Here is a 17,778-nt window from a genome sequence, read left to right as displayed (position 1 = left end):
TCCCTGCCAAGCGGATATTATGCAATAGGTTTGATGTCGTCGGTGGAAAACGACGACATCAAATTTTTTACTTATCTCAGATTCCAAGCGCCGCATTCTTTTAGAACGGCGTTTCCCGACCATGCAAAAACATTTAACTGGCGCTGTTGTGGATAGATTCTGCTACTTAGGCAAGCTTCGCCGTCATTCACAAACACCTCGACGGATGAACGATCAAAGAATACGCGAAGATTTAACTCATCACCTGTTGGCATAGGGATACTACGTTGACCACAAAGGTTATGCTGCGGATAATTCCGCTCAAGGATCAGACGTTTTGCTTGATTATCAATATATAATCTCATCCCATCATCAAGTGCGATTCCATATTGTTCAGCTTCGCTAAGCGAGGTATCCCAAGTAACGATGACTTCTGCGGCCTCACAATTATGCATGACACATAATTGTTTATTTTTTAATGTGCTGACTGGCCAGCTATACCATTCCTCTCGAAGACTTTCGACTTCATGCACAGGACGCATTTGTAGTTGGTTGTTTGGCGTGATGACTAACTCGCGTGGCAAAGTAAACATACCTGCCCATCCATCCTGCTGTTCAGGTAAAGGCGATTCCCACATATCCATCCATCCGATAACAATACGCCGACCATCTGGAGCGAGGAAGCTTTGCGGGGCGTAGAAATCATGGCCGTGATCGAGCTCTTGAAACTTGCTTTCTTGGATGAATTTTTCACCGGGTTGCCATCGACCCACTATATAACCGCTTTGGAAAAGATTACGGTTAGCATAACCTTCAGCAGCCATCCCCTGAGGAGAGAACATCAGTACCTGTTTATCATCGAGGGTGAAAAAGTCAGGACATTCCCACATGTAACCCATGCCGTGCGGTGCTTCAGCAAGTATTCCTTGCTCATGCCAATGATGGAGATCCTCTGAGCGATATAATCTCACCTGCCCAGTATCCTCAACACGTGCACCGACGACCATGTACCACATCTCTCCTTCCTTCCAAACCTTAGGATCTCGGAAGTGATGCAGTCCTGATGGCGTATCTAATATCTGTCCTTTACGCGTGAAGTTGACGCCATCACGGCTAGTAGCAAGGCACTGAACCTGATAGAGATTATCTTCACTACTTGGATCCCCATGGAACTTATGTCCTGTATATATAAGAGCTAGCTCATTGCCGTTAACAACCGCAGAACCAGAGAAACAGCCATCCTTATCCTCTGGACCTTCAGGTGCTAGTGCTACAGGCAAGTGCTCCCAGCGCATAAGGTCCCGACTGCGAGCATGCCCCCAATGCATCGGCCCCCACTCAGTTGAATAGGGATGATGTTGATAAAATGCGTGAAACCATCCATCAAACCAAACAAGTCCATTAGGATCATTCATCCAGCCAGCCCGTGCAGCCAAATGATAATAGGGATACCAGCGCGTATTTAGCTGATCGCTTTTTTCTGTCAGCACCTGTTCTGCATCGGCAATGTGTAATGTCATAAAAAATACTCTTTTTCAGTCAAAGGGAAGAAGATCGCGAAAGCACACCTGCTGTAGAGGACTTATGGCCTCGCAAAAGAAATATTGAAATAAACGTGGTGCTAAACACCATCAATCCCATCAGTAAATAGGATTGCGCAAAGCCATATTTTTCATAGCTATAGCCAGCAAGAGGAGATAAAACGGAAGCGATGACGGAGCTTGTACAAGCGAAACCTACAAGGTATAGCGTTGAGGAAAGGCGCTTATCGAAGTTTATGCTGTTGTACTTAAATATAGCGACCAACAGAATTGGCAACTCGACGGCATGGAGTAACTTTGTAATTGAAATCAGCAGAGGCCCTTCAACCAGACCTGAGCCGATCATACGTAAGGCCATTACCATGCCAGCAAATATAAGACCATTTTTGGCACCAATGCGATTGACTAACCAAGGTGCACAGAACATACCGCCCGCTTCTAAAAAGACCTGAAACGAATTTAAATAGCCGAACATTGCATTCCCTTCTCTCAGGGTTGCAAATTGTGAGGCAAAATAAACGGGGAATTGCTGGTCATAGACACTATAAATACAGGTCCCAACCACAAAAAATACCAAAGCCCAAAACCGTGGGAGTGTCAGGAGTCTTAATGCATCTTCCAATGTCACTCTTTCAGCCCCCACTTCAACTTTTTCCAAACTTGCAGGAGTGCTAACTTTCAAACGAGCAAGCAGGCAGAAGAAAACTAGGCCTGAGCAGGAAGCCACTAAAAAATTAAGATTCGGATTAATATTAAAGAGTAAGCCCGCAAAAAAGGTCGCGGTAGCCCAACCGAGTGATCCCCACATGCGCGCCTTGCCAAACTCGAAGGTACTTTGTCGAGCGACACGCTCGGTATAGGACTCTAAAACGCCGATACCCCCATTAAATGTCAGACCGACAAATAAGCCGCCAAATACGCTGCCTAACAGAATATTGATGCTCAGTAAGTATCCAAAGAGCAAATACGCAGGCCCAGAAAGAATTAATAGCGCGGTAATATACCAAAGCAGATTTTTGCGTAATCCCAGTCTGTCCTGAATAAATCCATAACATACCTGAGCGCATAATGCTGAAACTGACAAAACAGCAAAAATGATACCAGTATCAGTGGCTTTCAGTCCGGCCTCCTGATGGAGCCAGATTGAAAGCAATGAGCTTGAAGATGACCAACTGACAAAAAAGAAAAATAACAAAGCACTTAATAATGGGTAACTGCGAGAATGATGCTTCTTCATCATAGCAATCTCATATAGGGGGCATGAAGAAATGATAACGTTAACAAAATGAGTTCATCTCGCTATTTTGCTGCACTTTATGATGTTAATCACATAAGTTAACGTTAACATAAAATAATTGAGAGAGAGATCATATTTTCGACAGGTCTTCTGAAGGCTCAGCAATTCAACACGAATGATGGGATACGATGTAAAATGTAACAGGCTGCGAGCTTTTGACCCGATGGATAGGTTTGCCTCTAAAACTATGGAAGAGACTGGCTCACGTATAAACGATATCTTCGTGAAGTGGCTGTCCGACAAACAGGCTAGGCGCCCTCTTCTTAAATCGATGACTGCACTAAATAAAAGCATTCTTTTACATCAGAAACAGAGTTGTATAGCCTGATGCAATTAGAACTTAGGTTAGGATTCATATCATTAGGACTGGTAATTATGGCGTCACTAAAAGATGTAGCAAAACTGGCAAACGTATCATTAATGACGGTATCACGAGCACTTAACAGTCCTGAAAAACTAAAAGCTGAGACGTTAGATCGCGTTCAGACAGCCATAAATCATTTAAATTACGTTCCCGACCTATCTGCGAAAAAAATCCGCGGAGCCCGTGCAACTCCCGACACAATAGGTGTTTTAGCTCTAGATACGGTCACAACTCCCTTTTCCGTTGATATCACTTTATCAATTGAAGAAACTGCGCGAGCACATGGATGGAACAGTTTCGTCGTGAATATGTTCTCAGACGATAGCCCAGAAACGATGGTTGACCTGCTTCTTTCCCATAGACCCAGTGGTATTATCTATACCACTATGGGGCTACGTCAGGTACCAGTCCCTCATAAACTACTGTCTTTGCCATGCGTATTAGCAAATTGTGAAAGTCTACATGAACCTATTGCAAGCTATATCCCAAACGATGAGCAGGGACAGTACGACGCTATAAAGTCACTGTTGGCGAGAGGATATCGCCGTCCTCTATGCCTACATCTTCCTGCCAATCATCCAGCGACAATTCGTCGTTTAAAGGGTTTAGAACGCGCTTTTCATGAAGCAGGAATAGATCCAGACGCATTGATGCATTGTTATATGGAATTTGGTGACGAGCATTATCAGGATATTCCCGCAATGGTGCAGGCGAATATGCCTAAGGGTAGATTGACCTTTGATTCCGTCGTATGTGGTAATGACCGAATAGCCTTTCTTGTCTATCAGGTGCTGCTTGGTCGTGGAATCCGCATTCCAGAGGATGTAGGTGTCTTGGGGTATGATAATATGGTAGGCATTGGTGAACTGTTCTTACCTGCATTATCTACGGTTCAATTGCCTCACTATGAAATTGGGCGTTTGAGTGCACTGCATATCATAAATAGTGAGTCTCATAGAAGAACAGTCCATGTTAAAAGCCCTTTGTTAGAACGGGCTTCAATATGAAAGTCGTTAAGAAGCTAAGTCTCTAATATTTCACAATGCTAATCCCTTAGTAGGAATGAGTCTCATAGGCGATGAGGTCATAGCGTTTAAGAGTCATTGTTGAAACATGAAGCTTTTAATCGCCGAGCGGTCCCATAAACAAGAACTATTCTAATGGTAGTTCCTTATAATGCTTATCATTTTTGAAATGATAATATGGTGCACTAGCCCCGCAATCAGAGCCTATTTAGCTTTAGTATGATATTTCTACTGGTTTACAGCGCACACGAGTTTATAAGTCCCCATCCAAACTAAATAAGTGCATGATCTTCATATGTAATAAAACCCTACCCACCAGAATTTAACTCCCTATACAGTCCTGTAATCCAATTATTTTCTTCATTCTATAAGTAAAAAAATTGCCAAACCAGAATAGTTGTCAATTGGTTTACTTCTCGTCTATGAAATACTGAAATCAATTAACGTTATGCATTTGTTTAAAGATGCGAGGCTATTGTATTAGCTAATCAATGAAATCGTCTAAAGGTATGTATCATGCAGAATTTTCCTTTTAGTCAAAAAGGCCAATTTTTTTATTTTCAACATACTATAAACGGTTTAGTTATAACAACTTTACGTTATTTCCGTAATAGACTATATGCCAAAAATAAATATCTCATGGAGAATCCACTCATCAAATACAATGCTCCCATTCATTCAATACCAGCCTAACTATATCAAATAATATTTTCGAAGAGAGGAGCATGATTATGCCTACAGGCATAAAAGGAAAAGATGACAACCAAAAACTAGGTTTATTGGCCCTTGTCGCTATTGTCGTTAGTTCGATGATTGGCAGTGGTGTTGATGGATTACCTCAAAATATGGCGGCAAACTCCGAGGTTGGGCCTGTCGCTATTGCTTGGTTAATCTGTGGCTTTGGTATGTTTTTTATTTCTAGAACGTTTATAATTTTATCTAATATTAGACCAGACTTACAAACCGGTATCTATACTTATACTCAGCAAGGTTTTGGTGCCTTTTGCGCATTTATTGTCGCCTGGGGCTATTGGCTGATGACCATATTCAGCAATATTGCCTTCGGAATTATGGTCATGGACACGCTGAACTATTTTATACCTGGTGATTTTCGTGGCGGGAACAATATCACTTCTGTCATAGGTGTCTCTATTCTTGTTTGGGGATTTAACTTCTTAGTATTATCAGGAACAAAACTCGCTGGAAAAATTGACATTGTAGGCACCATAGCAAAATTAATACCTCTAATCGTATTTATATTTATTCTTGTTTATCTTCTCAATGTAACCGAGATCACAAGCAATATATGGGGAAATAATCCATCCTTGCCTCAAGAGCACTTAGGCTCGGTGTTCTCACAAATCACATCACCTCTTGATGTAGCCCTGTGGTGTTTTATTGGGGTTGAAGGCGCAGTGGCGTTATCCGGTAGAGCAAAAAATAAGAAGGATGTCGGAAAAGCAACGTTCATTGGCTTTGTTATTTCACTTGTCGTATGTATTTTGATTTCAATCTTACCCTTTGGCGTCATGACTCAAAAAGAGCTCAGCGTGATACCAACACCGTCGACAGCCGGAATTTTGAAGGTGGTCGTTGGCGAATGGGGAGAAATGCTTATCAACATTGGCGTACTAATTTCAGTATTATCCAGCTGGTTAGCATGGACAATGATTTGTGCTGAGATCCCTATGGCGGCGGCCCAGAATGGGACATTCCCCAAAAGTTTTGCACGAAAAAATAATAAAGGAGCAGCCTCTGTATCTCTTTGGGCTAGCAGTATTTTAATGCAACTTGTTGTATTAATGGTTTACTTTTCTAGTAATGCTTGGCTAGCAATGCTGGCGATCTCAGCTCTAACCGTGTTGCCTGCGTATTTAATGTCTACGGCTTATCTATGTAAATTATGCATGACTGGCGAATATAAAAAATACGCCCCAAACGGCCGGAAAACTGCATTAGTCACTTCTTTGATAGGTATTTTATTTTGTTTATTTATGGTTTATGCCAGTGAAGTAAAATACTTGGCCATGGTCCCTATTTTATTAACACTGGGTTTACCATTGTTTATTTTTGCACGAATCAAGGATAGTGGTGAAAGGAATATATTCCAGCCAGAGGAGATGAAGTTTCTCATTTCCCTAATCGTTCTTGATCTGTTTACTGGATTTTTATTTTTAAATGATACGATAAAATTTTAGCTAAACAACGTCATCTCAAGAAAGGACTAGGCCTCTAATCATTTAGAGGTGGTATCGCTCATTCATATTGTTAGACATTATATATTTAAACTAAAGGAATTTAATTATGAAGTTTAATCATAATATTTTATTTGTGTCATCTCCGAGGCTAGAACAAGATAGTCCAGCCTTACAATCACTGGAAGAACTCAAACTAGCAGTCGCTGAAAGAGGATTTTCAACTTCTGTTGCAAATAACCTGAATGATGCTGTAAGACTTATCCAGGAAAGTCAGAAATATAGTGCCATCGGCATTTACTGGGACGCAAACAATCCTGACATGAGCGCAGAGTGTCAGAAATTTGTTCAATCATTCCGTCAAAGAAATTCGTCGACGCCATTATTCTTATTATCTGAAGAAGATATAACGACTCAAACTCCTCTAGCTCTTCTCAAAGAAGTCTCTGAATATATTTATTTATTCTCGGAAACGGCAACATTTACTGCTAATCGAATTTATACTCTTGTACATCGATATGCAGAGAACTTTCTACCACCTTATTTTAAAACATTAAAGAATTTTACCGAGGATGGCGATTATTATTGGGATTGCCCTGGCCACATGGGCGGTATGGCCTATCTAAAACACCCTGTTGGCGCTGAGTTTATCAACTTCTTCGGTGAAAATATGATGCGCGCTGATATCGGCGTTGCTACCGCAGAAATGGGTGACTATCTCATCCATGCAGGACCATCCAAAAAATCGGAAGATATTGCCGCTGAGCTTTTCGGGGCTGATTGGACCTTTTATGGCGTATCAGGTTCATCAGGCTCGAATAGAATCGTTGCCCAAGGAGCCGTAGCGGCAGATGAAATTGCGATAGTGGATCGTAACTGTCATAAGTCGTTAAATCATGGGCTGACACTTTCACAAGCGCGTCCCGTCTATCTCAAGCCAACACGAAACGCCTATGGCCTCATCGGTCCGATCCCAAATCAGCGCTTAAAAAAAGAGAGTATTGATGAGCTCATTGCTAAAAGCTCACTCACTTCTGACGCTGTTAGCTCATCGCCAACCTACGCCGTTGTCACCAACTGCACCTATGATGGTTTCTGCTACAACGTTAATGACGTCGTTAAAGAGTTAGGCGCCAGCGTCCCGCGCATTCATTTTGACGAAGCATGGTATGCATATGCGCGTTTCCATCCCATGTATAAAAATCGTTTTGCTATGGATGCTGAGGATACTCCTGAGCGCCCTACCATTTTCTCTGTACAGTCGACACACAAGATGCTGCCTTCGTTATCAATGGCATCAATGATCCATGTGAAAAAAAGTAGTCGAGCGCCGCTAGATTATGACGACTTCAATGATTCGTTCATGATGCATGGCACGACATCTCCATTCTACCCAATTATTGCCTCTATTGATGTTGCGGTCAGTATGATGCAGGGAGAATCGGGACGTTCTTTAGTACAAGAGTCTATCGATGAAGCTATCGCTTTTCGTAAAGCAGTGGTATCGGTTAAGCGCCAGATCCACGAGCAGGAAGGTCAATCTTCATGGTTCTTCGATGTCTTGCAGCCGACCGAGGTTCACGATAAGGCAACGAATACGACATACAGCTTTGAACAGGCACCTCTTGAGTTACTCAATCAAAGCGCTGACTGCTGGGAGCTGCGAGCGGGTGAGCGTTGGCACGGTTTTCAGGATAATGACCTAATCAACACGAACAGTATGCTTGATCCCGTAAAAGTCACAATCACCTGCCCCGGCATCAATCTCGACGGCGGCTATGAAGATCAAGGGATCCCTGGATATCTGATCACAAAATTCCTAGATGATAGACGCATCGAAATTGCGCGCACTGGTGACTATACGATCCTTATTCTGTTTTCTGTTGGTATTACGAAAGGCAAATGGGGAACGTTAATTGAAAGTTTGCTGGCCTTCAAAAAACTCTATGACACCGACGCCTTGGCTGTAGACGCTATTCCATCACTGAAGGGTAAATCGCCACACTATGACACAATGACGCTTAAACAACTCTGCCAGCAAATGCATGAAAAGATGCGTGAGTTGGATCTTATGAACCATATTAGTGCTGCCGTGAATACTGATCCAGAGCCGGTCATGACACCTGCTGCTGCTTATCAAAAAGTACTCCGCTATAAGGCAGAACATATCCGTCTAGATGATTTTTCTGGTCGTATTGCGGCGAGTATGTTGGTTCCATACCCACCGGGAATCCCTGTATTAATGCCCGGTGAGCGTTTACCTCATGGTGATAAAGGGATCATGGGCTATCTGCGTGCCCTGCAAGAATTTGATAAGCATTACCCTGGCTTTGAGCATGAAATACAAGGCGTCAATGTCGATGAAAATGGTGACTTTTGGGTGAGAGCAATAATTGAAGATGAACGTGACGCGGTGAAAAAGCCGGAGCATGTTCGCTTTAAACGTCAGGTTGCTTCAACAATCAAAAAAGGCCGCCAATAGCGAGTTTTTAATATCGACAACCTGACTCTCATAGAGTTGGGTTGATTCCTATTACCATGTCAGGATCTTATTTATGTCAAATCAATCCTCAACGTCGGTAGCTAATGCAACTGATAATGAAAGTAAAAGCGGAGAGCATAAACTTGGACTCATTGCGCTAATCGCGATAGTCGTTGGCTCAATGTTAGGTGGTGGTGTATTTAGCCTTCCTCAAAATACAGCAGCAACATCCGCAATAGGCCCCGTCCTTATTGCGTGGATCATTGCGGGTATTGGTATCTATTTTATAGCCAATTCATTTCGTCTGTTATCTGACTTACGCCCTGACCTACAGGCAGGTGTGTATATGTATGCACAGGAAGGTTTTGGCTCATTCATAGGGTTTAATGTTGCCTGGGGCTACTGGCTGATGACAGCCTTCGGTAACGTCGCTTTTGCCGTAATCCTGATGGATGCATTTAATCAATTTTTCCCTGGTGTATTTACGGACGGAAATAACCTCAATTCTATCATTTGTGGGTCGGTATTAATCTGGGGCTATAACTTCCTTGTTCTCTCAGGGACAAAAGTAGCAGGCTTTATAAATACAATAGGTACAATCGCTAAGCTCATCCCGCTAGTGCTATTCGTCCTGTTGCTGGGCTTTTTAATAAATTATTCACAGCTGTTAACAAACTTTTGGGGTACTGCACCACACATCTTTGAAAAGGTGAATAATCATTCAGAATCCATTTCGCTGATGTCGCAAATTCTTGCGCCTATGACAGTCACATTGTGGGCCTTTATTGGTGTTGAAGGCGCGGTCGTTCTTTCGGGTCGAGCCAAAAACAAGAAAGATGTCGGTAAAGCGACTCTGCTAGGTTTCATAATAGCTCTTATCATCTATATGTTGATGTCAGTCTTGCCTTTTGGCGTAATGCCTCAGGCGGAATTAGCTCAAGTCAGCAATCCTTCAACTGCGGGCGTGTTGGCTAAGGTTGTAGGGCCATGGGGTGAATGGCTAATGAACATCGGGTTAATCATCTCCGTATTAGCCGGTTGGTTAGCATGGACGATGCTTTGCGCTGAGATCCCGATGGTGGCAGGCCAGAAAGGTACATTCCCTCAGGCCTTCGCTCGGACGAATAAAAAGCAGGCGGCAAATGTTTCGTTGTGGGTCAGCAGTTTCGTCATGCAAGCAGCGATGCTACTCGTTTATTTTTCAAACGATGCATGGAATACGATGTATAACATTAGTGCCCTAATGGTGGTTCCCGCCTACATTACAACAACGTTATATATGGTAAAAATCTGCCTTAATCGCCAATATGATCAGTATGCTAAGAAAGGCAGAGGATTAGCGCTTACTAGCGGTGTTTTGGGTGCTATATTCTGCCTCTTTATTCTATATGCCAGCCAAATTCAATATGTTGCACTGGTGCCTATTCTCCTCACTTGCGGGCTACCTGTATTTATTTGGTCACGTAAAGAAAAAGGAAATAATCAGCCTATTTTACAGAATAAAGAAATTATCTATTTGGCACTTCTACTTTTGTTGGATGCCATCGTTATTGGTCTGCTAATGACAGGTAGAATTTCTCTTTAGGAAAATGTCCTATTCAGTGAGTATCATCGAAGCTATGATGCTCGCCCTTCTCAAGGGGAGAGTCCCCTGCCCCTTGAGAAAATCATCATTTACATTTTCCACATATTCAGAAGTACATCATCAAATTATGCCTACCCTCATGCATTGGTTCATCAACTAAATATCCATCATATTTTTACTTCGAGCCGAATATAGCCTATTTCAATATTTGGCTAAGGGTAGCGCTGGAACCGCTGAGTTTATGTGCCCCACCGAATCAGAATGATATCTATGAGTGAATCGTTCAGAGCCCCACCACTCCCACCATACGGCCATCAGCCTGTTTGCAGAAGGCGAGCGATTGTACCCAGTGATGTCACATCCGATAGAAACGGGATTGAGTAATGATATGTTATAATATATCATTGCAAATCTTAACTCATAGGGAGAGAGTATCTTGGCAAATTATATTGGTAAGCTTTCATTGGCTCTGGCTGCGCTTTTAGTTAGCGGCTATGTACAATCTCATGGACATCATTCGCATGGTAAGCCAATGAGCGAAGTTGAGCAGCAGGCAGCCCTCGGTGTTTTCAGCGATAAGAATGTTAAAGACAGAGAACTGACGGATTGGGACGGTGTATGGCAGTCAGTTTATCCATACTTGCAAAGCGGTGAGCTCGATCCAGTGTTCAAGATGAAAGCTAAAAAAGACTCCAGTCAAACATTTGAGCAGATTAAATCCTATTATCGTAAGGGATACGCCAGCGATGTGGATATTATCGGCATTGAAAATGGCGTAATGTCGTTCCAGCGCGGGAACAAGGAAAGTTCCTGCAAGTATGATTATAGCGGATACAAAATTCTGAACTACACATCAGGGAAGAAAGGAGTGCGCTATCTCTTTGAGTGTAAAGATGCTGGCAGCCAAGCACCTAAATATGTGCAATTTAGCGATCATATTATTGCCCCGCGCAAATCGAGTCATTTCCATATATTCATGGGCAATACCTCTCAAGAAGCACTACTGACAGAAATGAATAATTGGCCTACTTACTACCCTTATCAGCTGACAACGCAACAGGTCGTTGACGATATGCTACATCACTAAATATTATCTCACCCTACGTGCTCGCGTAGGGTTTTTTGTACCGTTTAGCAAAACTCCAATGTTAGACTTTTACAGAACAATCACTCTGATCCATTCGGCTTCCGGCTTTCATTATATTGATTAGTTCTGAGGCTTCTGAATTTTCGCCTAATACACATGCGCCCCTACTGCGTAGATAGATTCTTATGCCGATGGCGTGGCCGACAACAGCTGATGAGGAACCCTCTTCCATCAGGGTTTGGCTATACGCGTTTGTTTTGTGACCATGATCAATTCTATATAGTTATATCCTAAATAGTGACTCCCTCGTTCATTTTCACGAAAAGGACGGAGTAACGCCTGTCAATTAAATAAATTGTAAACCGATAATAGAAAAACATCACTTCTTTAATGAAATTTAAACGAGTTAAGTTGATGTGATATTTTAAACATCTGAATGATAAATTACAAAATTGATATTAAATTTGATACTTTCATCTAAAAAACAATTCAACAGCAAATAAACAAAGCATATTTATTTATATTGAAAAAAATATCATTGACTGTGCATTTAGAAAATAATTATTACCACAATGAAACTATTTAAAAAAGATGTAACCGAAAAACATTGTTTTTATAAACCACAAAAAAACTTCAATATGGCCGTTGTCGATAGGTTTAAGTGAATAACTAAATAATAAAAATCCACTCACAACAAATATAGGTTTCTATATGGAATTGCCTTTAAGCGGTATTAAAGTTCTCGATTTTACGGGCGTACAATCTGGCCCATCATGTACTCAGATGCTGGCATGGTATGGTGCAGATGTAATTAAGATTGAAAGACCAGGTATCGGAGACGTCACTCGTCGACAATTACGAGATATTCCTGATCTAGATGCTTTATATTTCACGATGCTAAATAGCAATAAACGTTCACTAGAGTTAAATACTAAAACTCCAGAGGGCGAGTCTATCATGGAGAAACTTATAAAAGACGCAGACATTCTTGTTGAGAATTTTCATCCAGGCGCATTAGACCATATGGGTTTAAGTTGGGAACATATTCATGAATTAAACCCAAGACTTATTTTTGGTTCAATTAAAGGATTTAACGAATGCTCACCCTATAACGACTTAAAGAGCTATGAGAACGTGGCTCAAGCTGTTGGTGGTGCGTTATCTACAACGGGCTTTTGGGACGGTCCGCCTACAGTAAGTTCGGCTGCCTTGGGTGACAGTAACACAGGAATGCACTTACTAATTGGGCTCCTTACTGCTTTATTAGCCCGTGAAAAAACAGGCGTCGGCCAGAAAGTATCAGTATCTATGCAAGATAGCGTGCTAAATCTGTGCCGTGTAAAACTACGAGATCAGCAACGTTTAGAAAAGATTGGCTATCTAGAAGAGTATCCGCAGTATCCAAATGGCGTATTCACAGATGTCGTACCTCGTGGAGGTAACGCTGGCGGCGGTGGCCAACCAGGATGGGTATTAAAATGTAAAGGATGGGAGGAGGACCCGAACGCATACATTTACTTCACAATACAAGAGCAAAATTGGGAAAACACGTGCATCGTTCTTAATAAAAAAGAATGGATTGATGATCCAAAATATAATACTGCAAAGGCACGTCAGCCTCATATCTTTGATATTTTTTCTGATATTGAAAAATGGCTATCGGATAAAGATAAGTTTGAAGCGGTGGAGATTTTGAGAAAGTACGGCGTTCCATGTGCTCCTGTGATGAGTATGAAAGATATTGCATATGATAAGTCTCTGCGTGAGAGCGCTTCTGTAGTAGAAGTGGAACAACCTGGACGTGGTAAGTTCCTAACCGTGGGTAGTCCTATTAAATTCTCTGGATTCTGTCCAGAAATTAAAGCTGCACCATTGCTTGGTGAACATACAGAAGAGATTTTGAATCAACTTGGCTATACAGAAAAAGAAGTATCAGAATTAAAGATTAATAAAGTCATTTAAAAATGTATATGGCAACAACATGCTTGTTGCCATACCTCTCATTAATAAATATCAAGGTATAACGTATTATGGAAAATAATAGCGCAATGACCGATGGCATGCATATTGTCGTTAAGGCTCTTAAAGCCAATGGAGTAGAAAACATTTATGGCGTTGTAGGCATTCCAGTTACAGACTTGGCCCGAATTGCACAAAACGAAGGTATCCGCTATATCGGGTTTCGGCATGAGCAAAATGCTGGAAATGCCGCCGCGATAAGTGGCTACATCACAAAGAAACCAGGGATTTGTTTAACTGTATCAGCGCCTGGATTCCTAAATGGGCTAGTCGCCCTCGCAAATGCCACTACAAATGCATTTCCGATGATTCAAATTAGCGGCTCAAGTGATCGCTCAATCGTAGATTTGCAGCAAGGCGACTATGAAGAGCTAGATCAAATGAATATCGCAAAGCCATTTGTTAAAGCCTCATATCGAGTTAACAAACCAGAAGATATTGGTATTGGTATCGCTCGTGCAATTCGCGCGGCAGTATCCGGTCGTCCAGGTGGCGTCTACTTAGACCTTCCAGCCAGTGTTCTTGAAGCGGCTTTAAAAGAAACAGATGCTGAAAAATCGGTGTTTGTTGTTGAGGATCCTGCACCAGATATGCTTCCTTCAAAGAAATCTGTAGATAAGGCATTACAAGTATTAAGCGAAGCGAAGAAGCCTTTAGTTATTCTCGGCAAAGGTGCAGCATATTCTCAATCAGAAAATGAAATAAAAAAATTCATTGAAATGACCGGGATCCCATTTTTACCTATGTCAATGGCCAAGGGAGTTTTGCCAGATGATCATGTTTTATCTGCAGCAACTGCTCGATCATTTGTTCTCGAAAATGCAGATGTTGTGATTCTGCTCGGAGCCAGATTAAATTGGTTATTAGGTCATGGAAAAGGCCCTCATTGGTCAAGTAAAACGCGCTTTATACAAGTCGATATCGAGCCTATGGAGATTGATAGCAATAGACCGATTGAAGCTCCGCTAGTTGGAGATATGTGCTCTGTTATTAAAGAGCTATTATCTTCTCTTAATCCCCTCTCTTTGAATGAATACAATGACTGGATAGATGCTATAGAAGAACACAAAAAAATTAATGCAGAAAAAATGGCTTTAAAAATTGAGCAAATAACCGAGCCTATGAACTATTTCAATGCTCTCGGTGCAATCAATAATGAGCTGGAAAAATGGAGAGATATTTATTTAGTTAACGAAGGAGCGAACACTCTGGATAATGCTAGGAATATTATTAATATGTATCACCCTCGCCGCCGATTAGATTGTGGTACATGGGGAGTAATGGGCATTGGCATGGGCTACTCAATCGGAGCTGCGGTTACAGAAAACAAACAAGTTGTGGCTATTGTTGGTGACAGCGCATTCGGATTCAGTGGTATGGAAATAGAAACCATATGTCGCTATAAGCTTCCAGTGACCATTATTGTATTTAACAATGGTGGCATATATCGAGGTGATGAAATTAATGGCACATCAAGTGACCCAGCTCCTACTTCATTGCTAATGAGCTCGCAATATGAAAAATTGATGGAGGCTTTCGGTGGGTATGGTGTATGTGCTAAGTCAATTGATGAGTTGCTCAATGCCCTAAAAAACAGCTTAAACAATAAACACCCCACTCTCATTAACTGTATTATTGATGCATCCGCTGGCGTTGAAAGTGGGCATCTTAAAAATTTAAACCCGAAGACAAATTCTGTAAAATAATCGGTGATTTAATGCCAACTAAAACTGACAATGACAAAGGGCCATTTGATGGTCTATTGGTTATAGATCTTACACACGTATTAAATGGCCCATTTGGAACACAGCTATTATCTGACTTAGGCGCTAGAGTCATTAAAGTAGAAATCCCAGAACACGGGGATGATACGAGAAGTTATGGTCCATTTATTGATAACGAATCTTTATATTACAGTTTTGTTAATAGAGGAAAAGAAAGTATCGCATTAAATCTAAAAGATGAGTGTGATAGAGAGGTATTCACAGCCCTAGTAAAAAAAGCAGATGTATTAGCTGAAAATTTTCGCCCAGGGACAATGGAAAAGTTAGGTTTTTCATACCAAGATATTGTAAAAATAAACCCAAATATCATTTATGCGTCCTCTTCTGGTTTCGGACAGACCGGAGAACTTAAAAACTCACCTGCCTACGATACTATTATACAGGCAATGAGTGGAATTATGATGGAAACTGGATTTCCAGATTCTCCCCCGACACGTGTTGGTACCTCCATTTCAGACTTATGCGCGGGTGTATTTATGTTTTGTGGAATCACCAGTGCATTATATGGCCGAGATAGAAATGGCAGGGGATCACATGTTGACATAGCAATGTTTGATTCAACAATAGCCTTTCTTGAACACGGACTTATGGCGTATGTTGCTACTGGGAAAGCACCTGAGAGAATAGGAAATAGACATCCTTCGATGTCTCCATTTGATATATACATGACGGATGATAAATATATATCTATATGTTGCGGCAATGATTCTTTATTTGAAAAATTATGCAATGGAATTAGGAGAACCGATCTTGCAGATGACCCTCGATTCTCTTGTAATGCTTTAAGAGTTGCAAACCAAGCTGAACTGAAGGTTGAGCTAGAATTCACCCTTAAAACTAAAGCAAGTGATGAGTGGGTAGAAATTATTAGGAATTTTGGCGTGCCGGTAGCACCACTATTAACAGTTAAAGAGGCAATGGAGTTACCACAGATTGTTGATAGAAATATGCTTATTGAATCAGGTGGCATTAAGATGCCAGGGAACCCAATAAAACTCAGCGGGTATCCAGATCCAAAAAAACGCCCAGCAGCACCAAACCTAAACGAGCATGGTGAAAAAATTCGCAAAGAATTTTTGTAAACTTAAATTCATATAATAAAACCGAGAGGTTCTAAATGTTCCATATTTTTATGGTTGATCTCGTCCCTATATTTATTATTATGGCTCTAGGCTATATTTCTGGAAAGAAAAATTCTTTCACAGAAACTCAAGCCAAGGCATTTAATAAAATGGTTCTTACATATGCTTTGCCTGCAGCATTATTCGTATCAATAACTAAATCAAATAGAGCTGAAATATTTCAAGACTCAACATTAACGCTAGTAAGTACTGTCGTTCTAGTTGTACTCTTCATGCTTAGTTATTTTAGTTGCAAATACATATTTAAAAGAACTAAGCCAGAGTCAGCAGTTTGCGCACTGATTGCAGGATCACCCACAGTTGGTTTCCTAGGGTTTGCTGTGCTAGAACCAATCTATGGTACAGGGACGGCAACAGGTTTAGTGGTAGCCATCGTTGCAATTATAGTCAACGCAATAACTATACCATTGGGCCTCTTTTTGCTAGGCCCTCAATCAAGTGCTAACAGCTCTGACACCAGTAAACTAAGTGCATTATATTCTGCACTTAAAGAACCTGTTGTATGGGCCCCAGTATTAGCAGTTTGCCTTGTTATGCTAGACATACATTTTCCACCAATCTTAGATCCTACATTTGACCTAATCGCCAAGGCAAATGCCGGGGTAGCCGTGTTTGCGGCCGGTCTTACACTATCTGCTCATAAATTTGAATTTGATCGCGAAATCGTCTTCAACACTTTCTATCGATTAATACTCACGCCCGCTATAATTCTTATCGCCGGTATAATGTTTGGTATTCAAACGGAAAAACTGCAGATGCTTGTATTAATTGCAGCTCTTCCGCCTGCATTCTCAGGTATTATTATCGCTAGTCGTTATGATACTTATGTAAGAACAGGCACATCATCCCTAGCAGTAAGTACGATCATGTTTGTTATTACAGCACCAATGTGGATTTACCTAACACAGAGTGAATATATAATTTCGTTGATAAAATAGCTATAGGACCACGCTTTGCTATGTAGCATATATAGTAATGCTTATAGCAAAGCCATTCCTTACGATAATTTACCATTTGGGAAAATAATTTAAAATCTATTAATATGAACTCAATAACCTTAATTCCGATAGTAATATTTACCTATATCATTATATCTTTATTTATAATGATATTTTTTTACTTCAAACTAAAGAAAATCAGCCACGGAATAGATAAAATTAAAAAGAGAATGTCAGATACAAACGAAGATAATATAGCTATATTTCAGAGTTACTCTTCAATCAAGAATGATATGTACTCGTTATCTCAAGAGATAGCAACTCTTAGAAAAAAAGAGAG

Annotated in this window: 11 protein-coding genes; 9 read left to right on the top strand and 2 right to left on the bottom strand. The window is 41.1% G+C overall.

Going from position 1 to position 17,778, the window contains the following annotated elements; translation table 11 throughout:
* Positions 1 to 71 precede the first annotated feature (71 nt).
* Entirely contained in the window at positions 72 to 1,499 is a 1,428-nt protein-coding gene (locus tag CPY98_RS08775; protein ID WP_025801831.1) for a glycoside hydrolase family 32 protein, read from the bottom strand.
* A 19-nt stretch (positions 1,500 to 1,518) separates the two neighbouring features.
* A complete protein-coding gene (locus CPY98_RS08770) occupies positions 1,519 to 2,760 on the bottom strand; it encodes an MFS transporter (protein ID WP_096387392.1) in 1,242 nt (413 codons plus the stop codon).
* 432 nt (positions 2,761 to 3,192) lie between these two features.
* Between CPY98_RS08770 and CPY98_RS08760 the strand changes: the two genes are divergently transcribed.
* The 9 genes from CPY98_RS08760 to yfdV all read left to right on the top strand — a co-directional run bounded on the left by CPY98_RS08760 (position 3,193) and on the right by yfdV (position 17,438).
* Positions 3,193 to 4,188 (top strand): LacI family DNA-binding transcriptional regulator, encoded by a 996-nt coding sequence (locus CPY98_RS08760; protein WP_096388734.1) that lies wholly within the window; start codon positions 3,193 to 3,195, stop codon positions 4,186 to 4,188.
* Positions 4,189 to 4,937: 749 nt separating this feature from the next.
* Positions 4,938 to 6,404: a basic amino acid/polyamine antiporter gene (locus tag CPY98_RS08755; protein ID WP_096387387.1), complete on the top strand. Its 1,467-nt coding sequence runs from the start codon at positions 4,938 to 4,940 to the stop codon at positions 6,402 to 6,404.
* A gap of 106 nt (positions 6,405 to 6,510) precedes the next feature.
* On the top strand, positions 6,511 to 8,883 hold the full coding sequence (locus CPY98_RS08750) for an Orn/Lys/Arg decarboxylase N-terminal domain-containing protein (RefSeq protein ID WP_096387384.1): 2,373 nt from the start codon (positions 6,511 to 6,513) through the stop codon (positions 8,881 to 8,883).
* Between the two features lie 73 nt (positions 8,884 to 8,956).
* On the top strand, positions 8,957 to 10,468 hold the full coding sequence (locus CPY98_RS08745; protein WP_096387381.1) for a basic amino acid/polyamine antiporter: 1,512 nt from the start codon (positions 8,957 to 8,959) through the stop codon (positions 10,466 to 10,468).
* 448 nt (positions 10,469 to 10,916) lie between these two features.
* Positions 10,917 to 11,555: a metal-binding protein ZinT gene (zinT, locus tag CPY98_RS08740; protein ID WP_369828320.1), complete on the top strand. Its 639-nt coding sequence runs from the start codon at positions 10,917 to 10,919 to the stop codon at positions 11,553 to 11,555.
* 711 nt (positions 11,556 to 12,266) lie between these two features.
* The gene (frc, locus tag CPY98_RS08735) at positions 12,267 to 13,517 is read left to right on the top strand and encodes a formyl-CoA transferase (RefSeq protein ID WP_043492949.1); all 1,251 of its coding nucleotides are present in this window, start codon (positions 12,267 to 12,269) and stop codon (positions 13,515 to 13,517) included.
* Positions 13,518 to 13,585: 68 nt separating this feature from the next.
* Positions 13,586 to 15,280, top strand: a complete 1,695-nt coding sequence (gene oxc / locus CPY98_RS08730; RefSeq protein ID WP_096387376.1) for an oxalyl-CoA decarboxylase — start codon at positions 13,586 to 13,588, stop codon at positions 15,278 to 15,280.
* Between the two features lie 11 nt (positions 15,281 to 15,291).
* Entirely contained in the window at positions 15,292 to 16,440 is a 1,149-nt protein-coding gene (gene yfdE, locus CPY98_RS08725) for a CoA:oxalate CoA-transferase (protein ID WP_043492935.1), read from the top strand.
* A gap of 35 nt (positions 16,441 to 16,475) precedes the next feature.
* On the top strand, positions 16,476 to 17,438 hold the full coding sequence (gene yfdV, locus CPY98_RS08720; protein WP_043492932.1) for a transporter YfdV: 963 nt from the start codon (positions 16,476 to 16,478) through the stop codon (positions 17,436 to 17,438).
* The last annotated feature ends 340 nt before the right edge of the window (positions 17,439 to 17,778 follow it).

The sequence above is a fragment of the Hafnia sp. CBA7124 genome, assembly GCF_002355555.1.
Lineage (GTDB): Bacteria > Pseudomonadota > Gammaproteobacteria > Enterobacterales > Enterobacteriaceae > Hafnia > Hafnia alvei.
This window is presented reverse-complemented; position numbering and strand designations above follow the sequence as displayed.